Annotated in this window: 16 protein-coding genes; 11 read left to right on the top strand and 5 right to left on the bottom strand. The window is 73.7% G+C overall.

Going from position 1 to position 20,301, the window contains the following annotated elements; genetic code table 11:
- Nucleotides 1-117: 117 nt before the first annotated feature.
- Both C4U44_RS36950 and C4U44_RS36955 read right to left on the bottom strand, forming a co-directional pair.
- Complete coding sequence (locus C4U44_RS36950; protein WP_103890493.1) at nt 118-2,325, bottom strand: MMPL family transporter; 2,208 nt, start codon at nt 2,323-2,325, stop codon at nt 118-120.
- A 519-nt stretch (nt 2,326-2,844) separates the two neighbouring features.
- Nucleotides 2,845-3,450, bottom strand: a complete 606-nt coding sequence (locus C4U44_RS36955) for a PadR family transcriptional regulator (protein ID WP_103890494.1) — start codon at nt 3,448-3,450, stop codon at nt 2,845-2,847.
- Nucleotides 3,451-3,625: 175 nt separating this feature from the next.
- Here C4U44_RS36955 and C4U44_RS36960 point away from each other — a divergent pair, with 175 nt between their 5' ends.
- The 3 genes from C4U44_RS36960 (at nt 3,626) to C4U44_RS36970 (ending at nt 7,918) form a co-directional block, all read left to right on the top strand.
- Nucleotides 3,626-4,882, top strand: a complete 1,257-nt coding sequence (locus C4U44_RS36960; protein ID WP_103890495.1) for a PucR family transcriptional regulator — start codon at nt 3,626-3,628, stop codon at nt 4,880-4,882.
- 222 nt (nt 4,883-5,104) lie between these two features.
- Nucleotides 5,105-6,397: a PucR family transcriptional regulator gene (locus C4U44_RS36965; RefSeq protein WP_103890496.1), complete on the top strand. Its 1,293-nt coding sequence runs from the start codon at nt 5,105-5,107 to the stop codon at nt 6,395-6,397.
- Between the two features lie 114 nt (nt 6,398-6,511).
- The gene (locus tag C4U44_RS36970; RefSeq protein ID WP_146088431.1) at nt 6,512-7,918 is read left to right on the top strand and encodes an NAD(P)/FAD-dependent oxidoreductase; all 1,407 of its coding nucleotides are present in this window, start codon (nt 6,512-6,514) and stop codon (nt 7,916-7,918) included.
- A gap of 71 nt (nt 7,919-7,989) precedes the next feature.
- Here C4U44_RS36970 and C4U44_RS36975 read toward each other — a convergent pair whose 3' ends face one another.
- The gene (locus C4U44_RS36975; protein WP_160145188.1) at nt 7,990-8,610 is read right to left on the bottom strand and encodes a TetR/AcrR family transcriptional regulator; all 621 of its coding nucleotides are present in this window, start codon (nt 8,608-8,610) and stop codon (nt 7,990-7,992) included.
- Between the two features lie 369 nt (nt 8,611-8,979).
- Between C4U44_RS36975 and C4U44_RS36980 the strand changes: the two genes are divergently transcribed.
- Both C4U44_RS36980 and C4U44_RS36985 read left to right on the top strand, forming a co-directional pair.
- Complete coding sequence (locus C4U44_RS36980) at nt 8,980-10,344, top strand: carotenoid oxygenase family protein (protein WP_103890499.1); 1,365 nt, start codon at nt 8,980-8,982, stop codon at nt 10,342-10,344.
- A 253-nt stretch (nt 10,345-10,597) separates the two neighbouring features.
- Nucleotides 10,598-11,218 carry a TMEM175 family protein gene (locus C4U44_RS36985; RefSeq protein ID WP_103890500.1) on the top strand — a complete coding sequence of 207 codons (621 nt, stop codon included), beginning with the start codon at nt 10,598-10,600 and terminating at the stop codon, nt 11,216-11,218.
- A gap of 263 nt (nt 11,219-11,481) precedes the next feature.
- On the opposite strand, the gene C4U44_RS36990 is transcribed toward C4U44_RS36985, so the two are convergent.
- Nucleotides 11,482-12,231: a DUF1206 domain-containing protein gene (locus C4U44_RS36990; RefSeq protein ID WP_235032629.1), complete on the bottom strand. Its 750-nt coding sequence runs from the start codon at nt 12,229-12,231 to the stop codon at nt 11,482-11,484.
- 220 nt (nt 12,232-12,451) lie between these two features.
- Nucleotides 12,452-13,975: a GMC family oxidoreductase gene (locus C4U44_RS36995; protein ID WP_103890502.1), complete on the bottom strand. Its 1,524-nt coding sequence runs from the start codon at nt 13,973-13,975 to the stop codon at nt 12,452-12,454.
- Between the two features lie 572 nt (nt 13,976-14,547).
- Here C4U44_RS36995 and C4U44_RS37000 point away from each other — a divergent pair.
- From C4U44_RS37000 to C4U44_RS37020, 6 genes are all read left to right on the top strand, one after another.
- Complete coding sequence (locus C4U44_RS37000; protein WP_103890503.1) at nt 14,548-15,546, top strand: alpha/beta hydrolase; 999 nt, start codon at nt 14,548-14,550, stop codon at nt 15,544-15,546.
- Between the two features lie 123 nt (nt 15,547-15,669).
- The gene (locus C4U44_RS37005; RefSeq protein ID WP_103890504.1) at nt 15,670-16,524 is read left to right on the top strand and encodes a fumarylacetoacetate hydrolase family protein; all 855 of its coding nucleotides are present in this window, start codon (nt 15,670-15,672) and stop codon (nt 16,522-16,524) included.
- 8 nt (nt 16,525-16,532) lie between these two features.
- The gene (locus C4U44_RS41760) at nt 16,533-16,688 is read left to right on the top strand and encodes a hypothetical protein (RefSeq protein WP_160145189.1); all 156 of its coding nucleotides are present in this window, start codon (nt 16,533-16,535) and stop codon (nt 16,686-16,688) included.
- 283 nt (nt 16,689-16,971) lie between these two features.
- Nucleotides 16,972-17,742: a (5-formylfuran-3-yl)methyl phosphate synthase gene (locus C4U44_RS37010; RefSeq protein ID WP_103890505.1), complete on the top strand. Its 771-nt coding sequence runs from the start codon at nt 16,972-16,974 to the stop codon at nt 17,740-17,742.
- Nucleotides 17,743-17,749: 7 nt separating this feature from the next.
- Nucleotides 17,750-19,159 carry an aldehyde dehydrogenase family protein gene (locus tag C4U44_RS37015; RefSeq protein ID WP_103890506.1) on the top strand — a complete coding sequence of 470 codons (1,410 nt, stop codon included), beginning with the start codon at nt 17,750-17,752 and terminating at the stop codon, nt 19,157-19,159.
- Nucleotides 19,156-20,244 carry an NAD(P)-dependent alcohol dehydrogenase gene (locus C4U44_RS37020; protein ID WP_103890507.1) on the top strand — a complete coding sequence of 363 codons (1,089 nt, stop codon included), beginning with the start codon at nt 19,156-19,158 and terminating at the stop codon, nt 20,242-20,244. Before C4U44_RS37015 ends, C4U44_RS37020 begins: the two co-directional genes overlap by 4 nt.
- Nucleotides 20,245-20,301: the final 57 nt, after the last annotated feature.

The following is a 20,301-nucleotide window of genomic DNA, read 5'->3' on the forward strand; positions in this document are numbered from 1 at the left end:
CGAGTGCCCGTGCGTCAGCTCACCAGTCGTGGTTGCGCATGGCCGGCACCTCCTCGGTCGTCGTACGGGGGTGGCCGGCTGGGGGTAGGGCCGGCCACGGCTGGGGCAGGCCGCTCGTCACACCCCGGTGGGGACGGCGGCGGGCTGCGGCGGGAGGTCGGCCGGGTCCGCGTCGCTCAGTCCGGCGCGGGCGTGCAGGCGGCGCAGCGGGCCGGGCGCGTACCACGCGGCCCTGCCGAGCAGCCGCATCGCGGCCGGGACGAGGATGCCGCGGACGGCGACCGCGTCGATGAGGATCGCCAGGCCGCTGCCGAGGCCGAACATCTGGATGAAGCTCACCTTGCCGGTGCCGAAGGCGAAGAAGCTCGCGCCGAGCAGGACGGCGGCCATGGTGACCAGGCGGCCGGTGCGCGACAAACCCCCGGCGACGGCGGAGGCGGTGTCGGCGCCCGCGTCGTGCAGTTCCTTGATGCGGCTGGTGACGAACACCTCGTAGTCCATGGACAGTCCGAAGGCGACGCAGAACATCAGCACGGTCATCGAGGTGTCCATCGGCATGGGTGTGAAGCCGAGCAGGCCGGACAGGTGCCCGTCCTGGAAGACCCACACCATCGCGCCGATGGCCGCGCACAGGCTCACGCTGTTGAGGACCAGCGCGCGCAGCGGCTGGACGACGCTGCCGGTGAACAGGAAGAGCAGCACGAAGGTGGTGGCCACGATCCAGCCGATCGCCAGCGGCAGCCGGCTCGCGATCGCGTGCTTGGCGTCGACCAGTTCCGCGTCGGAGCCGCCCACCAGCACGCTCGCACCGGCCGGCGCGGGCAGGGCGCGTACGCTGCGCACCAGCGTCTGCGCCGAACCGCTGCTCAGACCGGGCGACTTGGCGACGGTCAGCCGCTCGCCCCGCGGCCGGGAGAGCGCCGCGTCCTGCGGGGAGGGCGCCTTTCGCGCGCCCGCGGTGTACGTCCCCGTCGACGCCTCGACCTGGGCGACGCCGGGCAGCCGGGACAGCCGCGCCGCGTAGCCGCCGAGCGCGTCCTTGCCGACAGCGCCCTTGGTGACGAGTTGGAGGGCCGCGGAGTCGTTGCTCGCGAAGTCCCGGTCCAGGCTCTCGGTGGCGATCCGGCTCTGCGCGGTGGTGGGCAGCACCCGCTCGTCCGGGCTGCCGAAGGTGACCTTGAGCAGCGGGGACGCCAGCGCGAGCAGGATCACCAGAGCGGGCAGCGCGGTGAACGCGGGCTTGCGCATGGCGGCGGTGGCGATCCGTCCCCACAGCGGCGCGTCGGAGCGGCGCACGGTGCTCGAACCGGGCAGCCGGCCGGCGTTGACCTTCTGGCCGAGCGCCGCGAGCAGGGCCGGGATGACGACGACGGCGGAGGTCGCCGCGATCACCACGACGCCGATGCCGGCGTAGGCGAAGGACCGCAGGAAGTACTGCGGGAAGACCAGCAGCGCGGCCATCGCGGCGGCGACGGTGGAGGAGGAGAACACGATGGTGCGGCCCGCCGAGCGGACGGTGCGCTCCAGCGCGTCCGGGACGGAAATGCCGTCGGCGAGGTGCTCGCGGAACCGGTTGACGATCAGCAGCGCGTAGTCGATGCCCAGGCCCAGGCCGAGCGCGGTGGTGATGTTGATGGCGAACACCGAGACGTCGGTGAAGCTGCCGATGATGTCGAGTTCGGCGAAGGTGCCCATCACCGCGATGACGCCGATGACCAGCGGCAGCAGCGCGGCCACGAAACTGCCGAAGACCAGCACCAGCAGGATGAGGGTGACGGGTACGGCGATCGACTCCGCCGTCGCGAGGTCCTTGGTGACCTGCGAGTCGACGTCGTTGCTGACCGCCACGGCCCCGCCGGCCTGGACGGTGATCGCGCCCCGCTCGCCGGTGTACCGGTCGGTGATCGTCTTGGTGCGGTCGGCGGTCTGGTTGTCGTTGCCCTTGATGTGGGCGAGGACCAGGACCTTCCTGCCGTCCTTGGAGGTCAGGCCGGCGCTCGGGGCGTCCCAGTAGGAGGTGACCTCGTCGACGGTCGGCTCGTGCTTCAGGTCGGCGGTGAGTGCACGACCCGCGCGGGTCGCGGCCGCCGACTGCGGTCCGCCGTCCGGCGTCACCAGCAGCACCAGGTCGGCCTCGCCGCCGAACTCCCGGTCGATGAGGGACTTCGCGCGGCTGGAGGGAGCGGACGGATCGTCGAAGCCGCCGCTCTCCAGCTTGCCGAACGCCCCGACGCCGACGGCACCCATCACCACCACGGCGACGGCACTGAGGATCAGAACCAGCCGGGTTCTGGTCAGAGCGAGCCGCACTATCCTGCCGAGCATTGTGAGGGCCTTTCTCGCATGAGTACGGAACGAGCATCGGGAAGAGCCGGGCGGAGGCGCACCGGGACGCACGCAGGTGTCGACCGACGTGTGTCCGCACGGGCGGGCCCGGGCACGGGCCGGCCACCGGACCGGGCTTTCGCGTCGACGCCGTCCAACACCGTTGACCGCGCGGCAGGTTGGGCCGCGTGGCGGAACAGCGGGAGTCCGTCGACGTCTGACGTGCACCGACTCTAGGGGCGCGGGGGGACACCGCAATGTCGTTGAGGGACACGTGGGCAGGACACACGTGTGGCGGTCCGACGGGGTGGGTGCGAGGGCGGATGCCGGGTGCGCTCGGGTGTGGGGTGCGCGGGGTGCGCGGGTAGGTGGAGAGCGATGCGCGGGGCGCACGGGCAGCGGGGAGCCGCGCCGCGGGGCGGACGGGATCAGGTCACCGTCGGATCGGGCGAGGGCACTTCGGGGGTCGGGCGGTCGTGCCGCCTTCCGCGCGACCGGGCGCGCGGCGGAGCGGAGGTGCTACCGCTCCGAGGACTCCGGGTCCTTCGGCTCGACGGGCCGGCCGGAAGCGTCGTGCGAGGCCGCACCATCCTGCGCCCCGGCGGCCTTCTCCCGTGCACCGACCTGCGCGGCCGCCCACCGCGCCCACTCCTCCTGCATGGTGGCCAGGCGCAGCCCGAACTCGAGCGCGAGCCGGCCGTTGACGGAGAAGGGTTCCACCCGCCCGACCGTCTTCTCCACCTCTTCCAGGGCCGCCCGCTCCCCCGCGCACCGCTCCGCCTCGCGTTCCAGGAACCCGACGGCCTCCTGCGTGCTGAGCTCTCCGAGGAAGAAGACCCGCAGCAGGGTGTCGTTGCGCCGCTGCCGGACCGGCTCGGTCTCGGTGAGCCAGCGCCGCAGCTCGTCCCGGCCAGCCGGGGTGACCACGTACTCCTTGCGGCCGCGCGGGCCCTCGTCGGAGACCTCCAGCAGACCGGCGGCGGTGAGCTTCCCCAGCTCGCCGTAGACCTGGCTCTGGGTGGCGTGCCACACATGGTCGAGTGAGGTCTCGAACGACTTCATCAGGTCGTACCCGCTCGCGGACGTGTCGGCGAGCAGTCCCAGGACGGCGTGGCGCAGACTCATACCCAACCCTCACCTTCTCATCTTGACAGGTCAAAGCCGCACCCTCTCATCATGACAGGTCGTGCCGCCAGTGGCCGCGCGCTCCCTCGCACCACCCTCCGGATCCCACATTCCACAGTTGACATGTCAAGATTCGAAGGTCTACCGTCACGGCGTGCCGTCAAGGAGGGGCGAGATGCGGGAGATGGTCACTGTGCGTACGGATGTCGGGCCGAGCGAGCCGGGCTGGCTCGGCGAGATGACCGGGGCGATCGCGGCCGAGGTCGTCCAGAAGGTGTTTCCCTCACAGAAGGGCCGCGGCGGCTTCCACGCGCAGGTGAGCCGTTTCGTGCGGTCCGACCTGGCGCGGGTCGCCTCGGCCGCCAACGGGCAGCAGGACCTGGCCGCCGCCCACCTCAACCTCCCCGCCGAGTACGGGCGTTGGCTGGCGGAGTGCGGCTTCCCGGCGAGCGCCGTGCGGGACGCCTACTGGATCGGCATGCGGCAGATGCTGGAGCAGTGGGCGAAGCGGGGCTGGACCGGCGCCGTGGTGGACGCCACCGGCGGGAACGGCGCCACCAGCGAGACCGTCGCCCTCGTCACCACCGCGGCCTTCGACTGCACGGAGCGCGGCATCAAGCGGGCCGCAGGGGCGTACGACGCCCGGCTCGCCGAACTCCGCGGCCAGGGCTCGCTCCGCCGGCGCGCCGTCGTCCAGGAGATCCTCGGCAGCGCGGTGGAGTCGGGCGGCGAGGCGGAGGCAGCACTGGGGTACCGGCTCTCCCAGTCCCACGTGTGCGTCCTTCTGCACCCCTCCGAACCCGACGAGGCGAAGGAGTCGCTGCGAGCCGCAAGGAGCGAGACGGGAGCGGTCGACCTGCTGGCGGTCGCGCTCGGCGCGTCGTGGTGCACGTGGCTCGGCTACGGGATGGCGGCCGGGGTGGAGACGGCCGGCCGGCTGCGCGACGTGCTGCGCGAGGCGGGCGTGCGGGCGACGATCGGCGGCCCGCGCGACGGCACGGAGGGCTTCCGGCGCGCCTACCGGGAGGCCCGGCGCGCGGAGGACCTGACCGCTCTGCTCGCCGGCGACGGCACCGTGCTGTCGTACCACGACGTGGCGTTGGAGGACGTCCTGCTCCAGGACCCGGCCCGGGCCGCGCAGTTCGCCGGCGACGAGCTGGGCGCCTTCGCGCTGGACTCGCCGCGCGCCGCGCGCATGCGCGAGACCTTGTACACCTGGCTCTCGACCGGTTCCAGGACGGTCACGGCGACGCGGCTCGGCGTGCACGAGAACACCGTCCGGCAGAGGCTGCGGTCCGCGGCCGACGTGCTCGGCGCGAACTACCAGCAGCGGCGGACCGAACTGCTGAGCGCCCTGAAGATCCGCTGCGCCCTGGGGCCGATGGACGCGCCGCCCACCGCGCCCGCGCACCTCGACACCTCCCGATGTTGACAGCATTAACACCGGGCCCTATGTTTACGATATTCACATTGTTGCGTCCATGGGATGCCACTGATGCGGGACGGACAAGGGGCACGAAGCCCCGGCCGGTTACGCGACGAGCGCCGCCTCCGACGGATGGCGCGGCGCGGTGACGGTGACGTCCGCACCGCCCTCCCCGGGCCGCCCGGGCGCACCGGGAACCGAAGGCGCGAGCGAAAGCGAGAAGCGGTCATGCATGCCACGGAGATGCCCGTCCACCCGGCGCGCGACATCCGGGGCGGGGACGGGGCAGCCGGCCGGGACGAGCCTGCCCGCCGGGACTGGCGCGGGCCCATGGTCCGGTCGGTCGCCGACGCCATCGTCGACCAGGCGTTCGCCGGGCGACCGGAGAGCCCGTCCTTCCGCGCCCGGATCACCCATGTCGTCCACGCGCACCTCGGGGCCACGGGCATCCTCGGCCGGGCCGCCGCGGACCCGGGACGGACCGTCGAGGAGGAGGCCGCCGCGTTCGGCGGATGGCTCGCCGAGCAGCAGATCCCGGGGCACCTCGTGCACGAGGTCTACTGGACGGGCATGCGCCGCACCCTGCAGCTCTGGGCCGAGGCGGGATGGCCCGGGCTCGCGTCCCCGGCCGGCGCCCCCGGTCCCGTGCCGGGAGAGCGGGTGACCCGGGCGACGCAGCGGGCGATGGAACTGACCGAACGCGCCACGGCGGCGGCGAAGGCCGAGCACTGCAGGATCACAGCCACCCTCCGGGTCGGCGGGGACCTGCGGCGGAACTCCCTCGCGAGGGAGATCCTCGACGGGGCGCACGACGCGGTCACCCTCGACCTCGACGCGACCCTGGGATACCGCCTGTCGTCCACGCACGTCGCGGTGCTGCTGGACGTGGAGTCGAGGGAGGAGGCCGAGCGCGTGCTGCGCGGCGTCGCCGCCGCCGCCGGCGCCAGGGACCGGCTTCTGGTGCCCATGTCGGCGCCGCAGTGGGCGGGTTGGCTCGGCTTCAGCACGGACCCCGGACGTCGCGGACTCGCCGCCGTGCAGCACGCGCTGCGCGGCGCCGGCGGATCCTCGTCGATGAGCGGCGCCCGCTCCGGCATCAACGGGTTCCGGCGGTCCTTCGCCGAAGCCCGCCGGGTCGAGGCGATGCGCCCGGTGCTCGCGCCCGGCGCGGACCACGTCCTGTGCTTCACCGAACTCGCCCTGGAATCAGTGCTCCTGAGCGACGTGGACGCGGCGCGGACCTTCGCCGTCGACGAGCTGGGCGAGCTCGCCGAGCCGACCGACCGCGCGGCCCGGCTGCGCACGACCCTCTCGGTCTGGCTGTCCTGCGGCTCGCAGACCCTCACGGCCTCCCGGCTCGGCATCCACGAGAACACCGTGCGGCTGCGGATCGCCACCGCGACCCGCACGCTCGGTCCCAGCCTGCTGGAGCGCAGGACCGAACTCCTCATCGCGCTCAGGCTCTGCCGCGTCGTCGGCATGCCGGAGCCCGCCGCCCCGGGGCGGCCCTCCCCGCGCTGAACGGACACCGGGCCGGATGCCGTCGCGGAGGCCGTCCACACGCGGGGCAACTCCGCCGTCGACCGGCCGCGACGCACGACATCACCCCATCACATCAGCTCAGAAGAGGGCGACATGAACACATCCTGGGGACCGCGCGGGCACGCCGTGGTCATCGGCGGCTCGATCGCGGGCATCCTGACGGCCCGCGCGCTGAGCGAGACCTTCGCGCGGGTCACCGTGGTCGAACGGGACCGCTTTCCCGAACAGCCCGCGCCGCGCCGGGGAGTTCCGCAGAGCGGCCAGGTGCACGGGCTGCTCGCGCGCGGCCGGCTGGTGCTGGAGGAACTCTTCCCCGGTTTCACGGACGAGGTGGTGGCCGCCGGAGCGTGCCTGGCGGACCTCCAGGCGGACATGCACTGGTACCAGGACGGCCGGCTGGTCAAGCCCGCGGTCTCCGGCCTGCTGGGTGTGGGGGTGAGCCGCCCGCTCCTGGAGCACACCCTCCGCGCGCGTGTCGCGGGGATCGACGGAGTGTCCTTCCGCGAGCGCTGCGAGGTGCTCGGCCTGCTGGCCTCCGCGGACCGCCGCCGGGTGACGGGCGTCCGGCTGCGGGGACTTGACGGCGCGGTCGGGTCGGAACTGCCCGCGGACCTGGTCGTCGACGCGTCCGGCCGGGGGTCGCGCTCCCCCGCGTGGCTGGAGGAACTCGGGTACCGGCGTCCCCGGGAGGAGAGCGTCCGGGTGCGGACCACCTATGTGGCGCGCCTCTACCGGCGGGAGTCGCTCCTCGACGGACGCGCCCTGACGGCCTGCTCCGCCTACCCGGGCACCCCGCGCAGCGCGATCGCCATCGCGCAGGAGGGCGACCGCCTCCTCATGTCCCTCGGCGGCTGGACGGGCGTGGTGCCCCCCACCGACGACGCCGGCGCCCTCGCCTACGCGGAGAGCCTGGCCGCACCTGACTTCGCCGAGGTCATACGTACCGGAAAGCCCCTGGGCGAGCCGGTGTTGATGCGTTTCCCGGCCAGTGTCCGCACGCGCTACGAGGACCTCGCGGACTTCCCCGGGGGCTACCTCGTCGCGGGAGACGCCCTGTGCAGCTTCAACCCCTTCTACGGGCAGGGGATGACCGTGGCGGCGCTGCAGGCACTGGCCCTGAGGGACCTTCTCGACGAGGACCGGCAGCACCAGGACCACGGGGACGAGGACCACGGCGACGGACACCGGCAGGACGGCGGGCACCGCGACGATCCCGGCGCCCGCTTCTTCCGCGCCGCGGCGCGGGTGCTCGACGTCCCCTGGGGCATGGCGGTGGCCGGCGACCTCAGGTTCCCGGAGGTGGAGGGGGTGCGCACGCCGCGGACGCGGGAGATGGGCGACTACCTCACCCGCTACCGGGTGGCCGCGGCCGACGACGCGTACCTGGGCACCGTGCTCCTGCGGGTGACGCACATGCTCGACGGCCCCGCCGCGCTGACGGCTCCGGACGTGGTCGCGCGGGTCGAGGCCGGGTTCCGGGCGAGCGGTGTTCCGGCGTGAGGCGTGCCCGCAAGCAGTGTGTCCCGGCGTGAGGCGTGCCGGTCAGGTCGCGTCCCTGTCCGGCCCTCGGCTCAGGTCGCGTCCTCGCCCGGCGCCTTGGCGAGGAACACCGACCACGCCGAGTCGGTCAGGGCCTGGGCCGTGCCGTCGATGCCGAGCGCCTGGAAACCGCCGTTGAGATGCAGCACGGTCAGGCCGTGCGCCGTCGCCCAGAGGAACCGCGCGATCTCCGGCGCGGGCACGTCCGGCGTCAGGGCCCCGGCGTGCTGGGCCTGCTCCACGAAATCGATCATCGGCTCGAAGGACGCCCGCTGCGCTTCCTCGGTCTCACTGCGATAGCGGTCGTTGAACATGATCCCGAAGAGTTCCGGATAATCGCTCGCGAACTGCATGTAGCAGACCCCGAACAGCCTCAGCTGGTCAATCGGATCGGTGGCCTTGCCCATGGACTCGCCCAGAATTCCGAGCAGTTGCCCGTATCCCCGTGCCGCCACCGCGCCGAGCAGGGCGTCGCGGCTCTCGAAGTGGCGGTACGGCGCCGCGACGCTGACCCCGACCCGGCGGGCCAGCTCGTGCAGGCTGAACCCGGTGGCGCCCTTCTCCGCGAGGAGTTGCTGCGCACCCTCGATGAGGGACTCCTTCAACGCCCCGTGATGGTAGCGGCCGCCCCGCCCCGCACTCGTCTGCTCCATGCCGGCGACATTAACACCCTCCCCCGCGCGCCGGCCTGTGGGAGATCCCCGGTTTACCGGCGGCGGACTGTGCCGATTTCCCTTTCCCCGCGGACCCGCGCATTTCCCGGCTGCTTTTCCCTCCGCGTATCGGCACCGCGGTTCCACGTGACGCGAATTCCGGCCGCCACACGTCCACGGCGCCTTCCCTGTGGGAGGGCGACAGTTCTCGGCGGCCGGTGAGTGCATCGCGACGTACCGGCCCCCTGCACTCTGCGCTTTCCTCGATGCGGGGCTCCGGCAGGTTCTCTCCCCCAGGACCGGCCGGCGCCCCCTCGCACGTCCGACCGCGAACCCCCGCGGGCCGCCCACCGGCGAAAGGCCGAAGCCGTGACCGTGTCCACCCCGCCCTACCTGACCGGGCACATGGCCCCCGTACCCGACGAGACGGAGGCCCGGGACCTCCCGGTGACCGGTGTCCTGCCGCCCGAACTCACCGGGCGCTACTTCCGCAACGGACCCAATCCACTGCCCGGGGAGGACCCGGGCCACTGGTTCGGCGGCCACGGCATGCTGCACGGGATCCGGCTGCGGGACGGCCGCGCGCGGTGGTACCGGAACCGCTGGGTGCGCACCTCCTTGCTGGCGGGCACGCCGCTGCTCGGCGGCGACCTCGGCGTCGACCGGCGGGCGGTGACCGCCAACACCAACATCGTCGAGCATCACGGCAGGTTGCTCGCGCTGGTGGAGAACGGCTTCCCTCACGAGGTCACCGGCGAGCTGGCCACGGTCGGCCCCTGCGACTTCGACGGCCGGCTCACGACGGCGATGACCGCGCACCCGAAGACCGATCCGGCCACCGGTGAACTGCACTTCTTCGGCTACGCGTTCCGGCCGCCGTATCTCACCTACCACCGGCTCTCGGCCGACGGGACACGCCTCGACAGCACCGAGATCGCCGTCAAGGGCCCGACGATGATGCACGACTTCGCCCTGACCGAGCACCACGCGGTCTTCCTCGACCTGCCGATGGTCCACCGGCCCGGCGCCCGCCTGCCGTTCACGTGGGACGAGGGGTACGGCGCCCGGCTCGGCGTCATGCCGCTGGACCGGCCCGGGCAGGTGCGGTGGCTGGAGACGGACCCCTGCTACGTCTTCCACGTGGGCAACGCCTTCGAGGACCGCGAGGGCACCATCGTCCTGGACGCATGCCGGTACGCCGCGAAGGACGCGGACGTCATGTGGGGCGGCATCGGCCCCGACGGCGCCGCCCGCGACCGGGCGACGGTGGACGCGGCGGTCGCACGGCTGCACCGCTGGACGATCGACACGGCGACGGGCCGCGTCACCGAGGCGCCGCTGATGGAGCGGGGCACGGAGTTCCCGACCATCGACGACGGCAGGACCGGGCGCGCCAACCGCTACCTGTACGCCGTGGCGTCACCGGCGGGTGGGAGCGCGCGCCCGGCGATCACGCGCTACGACTCCGGCTCCGGCGACGTCACCGCCCACGAACTCCCCGCCGGCGTCCACCCCGGCGAGGCGGTGTTCGTGCCGAGCGCCGCGCCGGACCGCGACGAGGGCGACGGGTGGCTGCTGTCCCTCACGACGACGGGTGACGGGAAGGCGTCGCAACTCCTCGTGCTGGACGCGACGGACCTCGCGGGTGCTCCGGTCGCCGCCGTGACGCTGCCCAGGGGCGTTCCCGCGGGGTTCCACGGCTCCTGGATCGCCGACCGCGAGGACGCCAACTGATCCGCGCCGCGCGGTCGGCCGCCTCCCACGTCGCTCCCCCGGCCGGGCAGTGGCAGAAGCACACCCCGGGCGGTGCGGGGTGTGGACATCGGCCACCCCGGCCCCGCCGGCCGCTGCCTACGCTGCATCCGTGTGCGGTCGTCCGAGGAGACGGCGACGCCGCACAGACGTGCGGACGTGCGGTCGTTCGGGACCTGCCGGCGCCCGGCCGCGAGAACGCGAGGACACCAGCAGTGGATCAGGAGTTCCCCCAGTGAGACCGAAGCACGGGATCGACGTCGACCGGATGAGGGCCTTCGCCGACGCGGTCTTCTCCATCGCCATCACGCTCCTCGCCCTGGACATGGCGGTCCCCAAGGGACTGCCCTCGGGGCAACTCGGCCACGCCCTGAGGGAGGAGTTGCCCGCGGTCGCCGGGTACGCCCTCAGCTTCGTCGTGGTCGGTGCGCTGTGGCTGTCCCACCACCGGCTGTTCGGCATGGTGCGGGTGCTGGACCACGCGCTCCTCTACGTCGAGTTGGCGCTGCTCGCCCTCGTGGCGGCCCTGCCGTTCCCGACCCGGGTCATCAGCGACTACCACGACAGTGCCGTCGCGACGTCCCTGTACGCGGCGACGATCTCGGCCGCCGCCCTCCTGATCACCGCGATGTTCCTGCTGCTGCGGATGCGGCCCGAGCTGCGCGGTGAGGAGGTGCGGGACGAGGCGGTCACCCACGCGGTGCTGCTGTCCGGCACGGTCGCGGCGGTGTTCGCCACGTCCGTCCCGCTGACGCTGATCTCACCGAGCGCGGCGGAGTACTGGTGGATCCTGGTCGTTCCCGTCCGGCGGTGGCTCAACCGCCGGCACCATCCGGTCGCCGAGGCCGTGGCGTGATCGACCGGTTCGCCGTTCCGGCCCTGCTCAGGGTCATCAGGTCCCTCGGGGTCCTCTACTGGTGCGCATGGCGGCGGTGGCGGCCCGAACCCGCACGGGACGCCCTCGTCTACCGGCTCGGCACCAGTCGGCAGCCGTGCGGCGGCCCCTTCTGTGACGGCTGCGACAGGTGCCGCCGGCAAAGGGCCCGGCGAAGCCCCGCGCCCCGGAACTGACCCGCCGGCGGCACGCGGACACCCGCACGGCCGCCGCGTGTAGGGGGCTCAGACGTCGCGCCAGCGGGCGTTCGCCCAGGAGAACAGGCCGAAGGCGATCAGCCCGACGGCGATCAGAACCAGCAGCCACGGGCCCGCGGGGGTATCGGCGAAGGACCGCAAGGTGTCGTCCATGCCTTTGGACTTGCCGGGCTCGTGCTGGACCGCTGCCGCTACGGCGAACCCGCCCGCCGTCGCGAAGAGCACTCCGCGCGACGTGCCACCGGACATGCCGAGAAAATCGACCGCTCGGCGTTGGGAACGTGACATCTGCGCCATCTTCAGGTGTTTCCGGAACTTGCGCATCAGGGCGCGCGCGGCAATCCACACACCGGCGCACGCGACGCCGATTCCGGCGATCGCGAGGATCCACTGGCCCCCGGACCATTCCAGCACCTTGGCCGTGACGTCGTCGGTCCGTTTGTCGGTCGAACCGCTGCCGCTGCCCTTCTCACCGGCCGCGTAGGCAAGTACGGAGTACGACACGAAGCCGTAGAAGACCGCCCGGCCGGCGGCCATCAGACGCTTCTGGGGCTTGCCCCCGTCCTTGCCGGGCTGCCCGAGCACGGCCTCCGAGACCCGCCACAGCGCCATGCCGACCAGGGCCGCGCCCAGCAGCCAGAGCAGGACGCTGCCGAACGGCTTGTGCGCGATCTCCGCGAGGGCCCCGCCCCGGTCCGCCTGGAGGCCGCCCCCGTCGGAGAACGCGATACGTACGGCGAGCACGCCGATCAGGAGATAGATCACGCCGCGGGCCACGAAGCCCGCACGTCCCCCGACCTCGACCGCTTTGCTGTCCGCGACGCGCTGTGCACCGCGCCGTCTCCCTGATCCTGCTGCTTCGGCTGTCACACGACGTCGGCTACCCGCGATTCGGGCGCAGCCACAACCCGACGGGTCCGCTCGTCTGCGGGAGGTCGCGGGGGCGTCGTCCGGTCGGCGACCACGACGCTCCCCACGAGCTGTCCGAACACCGGGCTCAGACCTCCGCCCCCGTCGTCAGCAGGTGGGCGGCGCGCTCGGCGATGGCGAGCACGGTCGCGTTGGTCGGGGCGGAGACGACCGACGGCATGACCGAGGCGTCCGCGACCCGCAGTCCGGTCGTCGACCGCACCCGCAACGACGGGTCGACCACGGCGAGTTCGTCGGTGCCGATCCGGCAGGTTCCCACCGGGTGGAAGTACGTGCTCGCGGTGGCCCGCAGGTAGGCGTGGCAGTCGCCGTCCGTGACGTCCGGCCCCGGGTGGAGCTCGCCGGTCACCCGGGATGCGAGCGCCTCGGCCCGGCCGAGTTCCCGTGCCAGCCGCAGGCCGGCGGCGAGGCGCTCCAGGTCGCGGTCGTCGGTGAGGTAGGCCGGGTCCAGCAGGGGCGGCACGGCCGGGTCGGCGCTGTCGAGCCGGAGCGTCCCCCTGCTCGCCGGGTCCATGAGCGAGAACAGGATCGAGTGGCCGCCCGGGGACGCACCCGTCCAGCGGGGCCGCAGTTCGGCCTCGACGAACAGCATGAGCAGGTCGGGCGCCACTTCCGCGGAGCTGCGGGCGAGCACCTGGGCCTCCGCGCCGGTACCGCCCGGCTGCGGCTCCTCCGTGGTGCCGTACACCACGTAACTGGTCACGTGGTCGTGCAGGTTGCCGCCGACGCCCGGCAGGTCGGCCACCACCTGGACGCCGGTGTCCCGGAGGTGGCCGGCGGGCCCGATCCCGGAGAGCAGCAGCAGGTGCGGCGAGCCGATCGCTCCTGCCGCCAGGACCGTCTCCCGCTCCGCCAGTGCGGTGTGCGTCCCGCCGTCGACGGTGTACTCGACGCCGCGGCAGTGGGTGCCGTCCATCAGCAGCCGCCGGGCGAGCGCGCCGGTGACCACGCGGAGGTTGGGACGGTCCAGCGCGGGCCGCAGATAGGCGTCGGCCGCGCTCTGCCGGCGGCCGGCCACGACGTTCGTCTCCCGCCACGAAACCCCCTCGGACTCCTGGCCGTTGCCGTCCTCCAGCGGCTTGTGCCCGGCCTCGACCGCCGCCCGGTACGCCGCCTCGGCCAGCGCGCTCGGCTCCGGCGGGGTCTCGATGCGCATCGGTCCGTCCGTGCCGCGCACCCGGGGGTCGCGGCCCTCGGCGGTCTCGCTGCGCTGGAAGAAGGGCAGCAGTTCGCGGTGGTTCCAGCCGGTCGCGCCCTGGGCCTCCCACGCGTCGTAGCTCGCGGGGTGCCCGCGGTGGTGCACCATGCCGTTGATCGCACTGGACCCGCCGAGCACCTTCCCGCGCGGCCACGCGTGCACCGCGCCGCCGGTCCCGGCCTGGGCCGTGGTGGTGTACGCCCAGTCGACGCCGGAGCCCCACAGGGCGAACGAGGCGAGCGGATCGGGCAGGGACATCGCCTCCGGCCCGCTGTCCCCGCCGGCTTCGAGCAGGAGCACCCGGGTCCCCGGGTCCTCCGAGAGCCGGGCGGCCAGCACGCAACCCGCGGTTCCGGCCCCGACGACGACGTAGTCGCTGGTGGTGTCAGACATATCTCTCCTCCAGTGGTTCGATGCCCGGAAGCCGCCGCGAACTCCGCGCGGCGAACGGCCCCGGCCGCGCCGGAACATGGCGGGAGACGGACGGGTCCCGCGGCGGGCCACAGGTGCGCACCCGCACTCGTACGGGAGTGCGCTGACGCCGGGCCGTGTGTGCCGCCAGCGTAGGCAGGGGGTCATCGGTATCCGATGTGGCGCGCCCACACACGGACCGCCCGCGGTGATGGGTTTCCCACGCCTTCCCGCGGACCGGCGGGCACCACCGCACCCGGCGCGCCCGAAGCATCCCGCGGCGCGGCCCGCACGTGTCCACCCGGGCTGTGCGGGTTCCACACCTGCGGCGCGAACGCGTGTTCCCGCCGGACATCGCTGCCCCCGGGAGGGGTCCGTAGCGTCGGAGGACGTGGGCTCGTTGCCGCAGCCCGACCTTCGATCGCCCAAGGGGAAGAAGACGACATGCAGACCCGAGGACTCCGCGCCGGAGCCGCCCGCAGCGCCCTCCGCGGCGCCGGGCCGTACTCGCCTCGACTGAGCCCGGGCCCGCTGTGCCCGCGTGCGGAGCGGTGATGGCGCGCGACGCCGCCCCCGCCGGCCGGCGCGGTGGTCCGCGCCCGCCGTTCGACCCCGAGCTGGCCGGTCCGCTGAAGGACCTCGCGGCGGCGCTGCCCCCGCTGCTCCCGGACGGCATCGCCGCGGCGAGGGCCGGAGCGGCGGCCATGGCGCTGTCGCGCGGCCAGCTCGCCGGCGACGGGGTGTTCGCCGTCGAGGAGCATCTGGTCGACGGGTACCAGGACGGGCCGCCGGTACGGGTGCTGCTGCTCAGGCCCGCGACCGCGGCGGGCTCCGCACCGGTGCTCCTCCACGTCCACGGCGGCGGCATGGTGCTCGGCGACCCCACATCCGGGCTGGACGTCGTGCTGGACCTCGCGCTCGAACTGGGCGTCGTGGTGGCGTCGGTGGAGTACCGGCTGGCGCCCGAACACCCGTACCCGGCGGCCCTGGAGGACTGCTACGCGGGGCTGACGTGGCTGGCCGAGCACGCCGACGAGGCGGGGGTCGACCCGGGCCGGATCGTGGTGGAGGGGGCGAGTGCCGGTGGCGGCCTCGCCGCCGCGGTGGCGCTGATGGCGCGCGACCGCGGGGGCCCGCGGCTGCTCGGTCAGATGCTGTCGTGCCCCATGCTGGACGACCGCAACGACACCCTCTCCGGCTTCCAGATGGCCGGCGCCGGGCTGTGGGACCGCACCTCGAACAGGACGGGCTGGGACGCGCTGCTCGACGGCGGGTCGGGGGGACCGGACGTCTCGCCGTACGCGGCACCGGCGCGCGCCGCCGACCTGGGCGGGCTGCCGCCCGCCTTCATCGACGTGGGCTCCGCGGAGACCTTCCGGGACGAGAGCGTGGCGTACGCGTCGAGGCTCTGGGCGGCGGGCGGCCGCGCCGAACTCCACGTGTGGCCGGGCGGGTTCCACGGTTTCGCGGTCATGGTCCCGGACGCGGCCCTCTCCCGGGACGCCAACGACGCGGGACTGCGCTGGCTGCGCCGCCTGCTCGCGCAGTCCTGAGACGCCGCGACGTACTGGACAAGGTGGTCCCGCGTTGCCATGATCAACTGAACCTCCTTTGCATTCTTTCCGGCCACCGAGGGGCGGACCGCACCCGGCGCGGCCCTGATCCCAAGGAGACCGATGCATCTGATCAAGTACCGCGCACCGGACGGAACATCGGGCCTCGCGGTGAGCGACGCGGACGGTTTCACCCCGCTGCGGGACGCCTCCGACCTGTCCACGCTGCTGCGCGAGCCGCTGTCGCGGATCCGGGCGGCGGTCGAGGAGGCCGCCGCCGGGCCGCGCCTCACGGCGGACGGGCTGCGGCTGCTGCCGCCGGCCGACGGGCGGATGGAGGTCTGGGGCGCGGGTGTCACCTACGAGCGCTCGCGTTCCGCCCGGATCGAGGAGAGCGGGAAGAGCGACGTCTACGGTGCGGTCTACCAGGCGGAGCGCCCCGAGCTGTTCTTCAAGTCCGCACCCTGGCGCGCCCTCACCGACGGGGACACCGCCGGTCTGCGCGCGGACGCGGAGTCCACCGTTCCCGAGCCCGAACTGGCCCTGGTCGTCAACCGGTTCGGCGAGATCGTGGCCGCGACCGGCTGCGACGACCTGACCGCGCGATCGATCGAGGGCGAGAACCCGCTGTACCTGCCGCAGGCGAAGACCTACATCGGCAGTTGCGTGCTGGGGCCCCGGCTGCGGCCGTGGTGGGAGATCGCGGACCCCGCCGCACTCGCCGTCACGCTCAGCATCCTGCGCTCCGGCACCGAGGTGTTCGCGGGCCGGACGTCGACCTCGCGGCTGCACCGCTCCTACGCCGAACTCGTCTCCTGGCTGTGCCGCGCGACGGACTTCCCGGACGGAGCCGTCCTCGCCACCGGCACCGGCATCGTGCCGGAAGCGGACTTCTCGCTGGAGAGCGGGGACACCGTCCGGATCGACATCGAGCAGGTCGGCGCCCTTGAGCACACGGTGGTCCGCGGCCCGGCCTGAACGCGACGGTGCGTCCGGGCCTCCGACCGCTACTGGCGGCAGCCGGCGCCGCCCCCGGCGAGCCGACGGACCCCCAACTGGACCGGACAGCAGGGGAGTTGTTCGCCACCCACACCACCGGCAGGCAGCCCGGGTTCGTGCTGCCGCAGCACTCCGGCAGCTGACGATCCCTCCCCGGCCTCCGCCGTTCGGCACGCCCGGCCGCACCCGACTTGCCCGCACCTCGACTCCCTCGCATCCTCGCGCTCCCGGCCGCGCCCTTCGATCCGGCGTGTGCGGCGCTCCCGGGGGCGCGGGCCGTTCGTGCAGTGACCCGTTCGGGCCCGGTACGCCCTGCCCCGGGGTCGGTCGTCGCCGCAATGATGAACACACCGCACCGCACGTGATCCGGGCGGCTCCGCCCACCTGCCGTGCGGCAGGTGGACCATGCGAGGGAAGGAACCCACGTTGTTGCTCCTCATCTCCCCTGACAGCGTCGAGGAGGCCCTCGACTGCGCGAAGGCGGCCGAGCACCTCGACATCGTCGACGTCAAGAAGCCCGACGAGGGCTCGCTCGGCGCGAACTTCCCCTGGGTGATCCGGGAGATCCGCGACGCGGTCCCGGCGGACAAGCCGGTGTCCGCGACGGTGGGTGACGTGCCGTTCAAGCCGGGCACGGTGGCCCAGGCGGCGCTCGGTGCGGCGGTGTCCGGCGCTTCGTACATCAAGGTCGGCCTCTACGGGTGCACCACGCCCGAGCAGGCCGTGGAGGTGATGCGCGGAGTGGTCCGCGCGGTGAAGGACCACCGGCCGGACGCACTCGTCGTCGCCTCGGGCTACGCCGACGCGCACCGGATCGGCTGCGTCAACCCGCTCGCGCTGCCCGACATCGCGCGCCGCGCCGGCTGCGACGCCGCCATGCTCGACACCGCGATCAAGGACGGGACCGGTCTGTTCGACCACCTTCCGGCGGACGTCTGCGCGGAGTTCGTCCGGCTGGCCCATGCGGCCGATCTGCTCGCCGCCCTCGCGGGCAGCGTCAAGGCGGCCGACCTCGGCACCCTGACCCGTATCGGCACGGACATCGTGGGGGTGCGGGGGGCGGTCTGCGAGGGCGGCGACCGCAATGCGGGGAGGATCCAGCCGCATCTCGTGGCAGCGTTCCGGGCGGAGATGGACCGCCATGCCCGGGAGGCCGCCGCCGCCGCCGACGTCGCCGCCATCGCCGCCGCGGGCTGACCGCCGCATGGCGACGAGCCGGGCCCGTCACGCGCCGGGGACCCGCAACGGCCGCCTGGCCGTCCTCGATCCGGCGACGGGCGCCGCCTTCGACGATGCTCCGGACCAGGCGCCGGACGAGCTGGACGCCCTGGTCGACCGGGCCCACGCGGCCTGGCACGGCTGGCGGAGCGACCCGGCCGCCCGCACCACCGCGTTGCGCGCGGCGGCCGACGCGGTGGAGGCGGCCGGCGCCGACCTCGCTCCCCTGCTCACCCGCGAGCAGGGCAAACCCCTGGCGGAGTCCCACGCGGAGGTCGCCCGCACCGCGGCCCGCCTGCGGTACTTCGCCGAACTCGCCCCCGAACGCCGGCCGATCACCGACGGCCGGCCCGTCCGCAGCGAAGTCCGCTGGCGCCCGCTCGGGCCGGTCGCCGCGATCGTCCCGTGGAACTTCCCGCTCCAGCTCGCGGCGGCGAAGTTCGCGCCCGCGCTCGCCGCGGGCAACACCATGGTGCTCAAGCCCTCCCCGTTCACGCCGCTGGCCACCCGGCTGCTGGGGTCCGTCCTGTCCGCCGCCCTCCCCGAGGACGTGCTGACCGTCGTCACCGGTCGCGAACCCCTCGGCGCCCGCCTCGCCTCCCACCCGGGGATCCGGCATGTGACCTTCACCGGTTCGGTGCCGACCGGGCGGGCCGTCGCGGCCGGCGCGGCGGCCTCACTCGCCCAGGTCACTCTGGAACTGGGCGGCAACGACGCGGCCATCCTGCTGGACGACGTGGACGTCCCGCGGATCGCGGAACGGCTGTTCTGGGCGGCGTTCCGCAACTGCGGGCAGGTCTGCATGGCGGTCAAGCGCGTCTACGCCCCGACCCGGCTGCACTCCCAGGTCGTCGAGGCCCTCGCGCAGTACGCGCGGACCGTGGTCGTCGGCCCCGGACTCGACCCGGGCACGCAGCTGGGACCGGTCAACAACGCCCCGCAACTGGCCCGGGTCGAGCGCTACACGACACGGGCGCTGGCCGACGGCGCCCGTGCCGCGGCCGGAGGGCACCGGCTGGACCGGCCGGGCCACTTCTTCGCCCCGACGATCCTGACCGATGTCCCGCCGGGCAGCCCGGTGGTGACGGAGGAGCAGTTCGGCCCGGTGCTGCCGGTGCTGCCGTACCGGAGCCTCGACGAGGCCGTCGAGGCGGCCAACGCCACCGGATTCGGGCTGGGCGGTTCCGTGTGGGGCACCGACCCGGACCGGGCCGAGGCGGTGGCCGAGTTGCTGGAGTGCGGGACGGCGTGGATCAACCACCACGCCGAACTCTCCCTCGCCCAGCCCTTCGCGGGCATCAAGGACAGCGGTGTCGGCGTCGCGGGCGGGCCGTGGGGGTTCTACGGGAACCTCAGGCCGTTCGTCGTGCACCGCCCGCGGGAGGAGTCACCATGAGGTTCGGTGCGGCGGTCCTGCGCGGGTACGACCGGCCCTTCGCGGTCGAGGAGGTGATGCTGGACGCGGTGCCGGCCGACGGCGAGGTCCTGGTCAGGATCGCGGGCTGCGGGATGTGCCGGACCGATCTCGCGGTCCGGCGCTCGGCGGGCCGCTCGCCGCTGCCCGCGGTGCTGGGCCACGAGGGCTCCGGCGTCGTGGTGCAGACCGGCGGTCCCGACACCGGCCTGGACCGCGGCGACCACGTGGTGCTGAGCTTCGACTCGTGCGGGCGCTGCCGGAGCTGCCGGGGTGCGGCCCCCGCCTACTGCGACTCCTTCGCCGCCCTCAACCTCTTCGGCGGGCGCAAGGAGAACGCCGCGCGCTTCACCGACGCGGCCGGGGGCGAGTTGGCGCCCCGGTGGTTCGGCCAGTCCTCGTTCGCCGAGTACGCGATGGTCCCGGCCCGCAACGCGGTCCGGGTCGACCCCTCGCTGCCCGTCGCACTGCTCGGACCGCTCGGCTGCGGCTTCCTCACCGGCGCCGGCGCGGTCTTCCACTCCTTCGGCACGGGGCCGGGCGAGAGCATCGTGGTGCTCGGCGCGGGAGCGGTGGGCCTGGCCGCGGTGATGGCGGCGACCGCCGCGGGCGCGATGGCCGTGGCCGTCGACCAGCACCCCGAACGGCTGGCCCTGGCCGAGCAGTTGGGCGCCGTCGCCCTGCCCGCGGACACGGCCGACCTGCCCGCCCGGATCCGGCGGCTGACCGGCGGCGGGGCGCCGTACGCACTGGACACGACGGCATCCGCCCGGCTGATCAACGAGGCACTGCGGGCCCTGCGCCCGACCGGCCACCTCGGCCTGGTGGCGCGGCTGCACACCCCCCTGCCACTGGAGGTGGGGGCGCTGGACCAGGGCCGGCGGATCTCGCACATCTGCGAGGGGGACGCGGTGCCGGGGCTGCTGATCCCCCGGCTGATCGGGCTGTGGCAGGCCGGCCGGTTCCCCTTCGACCGGCTGATCCGTACGTATCCGCTCGCCGACATCAACGAGGCCGAACGCGACTGCGACGCCGGGCGCGTGGTCAAACCCGTACTGGTCCCGTAGGGAGGGGGCCGGTGAGCGGGGCGCCCGGAAGCGCCGCCGTTCCGCCCCGCGGTGCCG

Source organism: Actinacidiphila yanglinensis, assembly GCF_900107965.1.
In the GTDB taxonomy this organism is placed as follows: Bacteria; Actinomycetota; Actinomycetes; order Streptomycetales; family Streptomycetaceae; genus Actinacidiphila; species Actinacidiphila yanglinensis.

Coding starts and splice junctions, on each gene's coding strand:
- C4U44_RS36975 (WP_160145188.1), bottom strand. CDS start 8,610: ATGGAGCAGACGAGTGCGGGGCGGGGCGGCCGCTACCATCACGGGGCG.
- C4U44_RS36995 (WP_103890502.1), bottom strand. CDS start 13,975: ATGTCTGACACCACCAGCGACTACGTCGTCGTCGGGGCCGGAACCGCG.
- C4U44_RS37015 (WP_103890506.1), top strand. CDS start 17,750: ATGGCGACGAGCCGGGCCCGTCACGCGCCGGGGACCCGCAACGGCCGC.
- C4U44_RS37005 (WP_103890504.1), top strand. CDS start 15,670: ATGCATCTGATCAAGTACCGCGCACCGGACGGAACATCGGGCCTCGCG.
- C4U44_RS36955 (WP_103890494.1), bottom strand. CDS start 3,450: ATGAGTCTGCGCCACGCCGTCCTGGGACTGCTCGCCGACACGTCCGCG.
- C4U44_RS36965 (WP_103890496.1), top strand. CDS start 5,105: ATGCATGCCACGGAGATGCCCGTCCACCCGGCGCGCGACATCCGGGGC.
- C4U44_RS36970 (WP_146088431.1), top strand. CDS start 6,512: ATGAACACATCCTGGGGACCGCGCGGGCACGCCGTGGTCATCGGCGGC.
- C4U44_RS36950 (WP_103890493.1), bottom strand. CDS start 2,325: ATGCTCGGCAGGATAGTGCGGCTCGCTCTGACCAGAACCCGGCTGGTT.
- C4U44_RS36960 (WP_103890495.1), top strand. CDS start 3,626: ATGCGGGAGATGGTCACTGTGCGTACGGATGTCGGGCCGAGCGAGCCG.
- C4U44_RS37020 (WP_103890507.1), top strand. CDS start 19,156: ATGAGGTTCGGTGCGGCGGTCCTGCGCGGGTACGACCGGCCCTTCGCG.
- C4U44_RS37000 (WP_103890503.1), top strand. CDS start 14,548: ATGGCGCGCGACGCCGCCCCCGCCGGCCGGCGCGGTGGTCCGCGCCCG.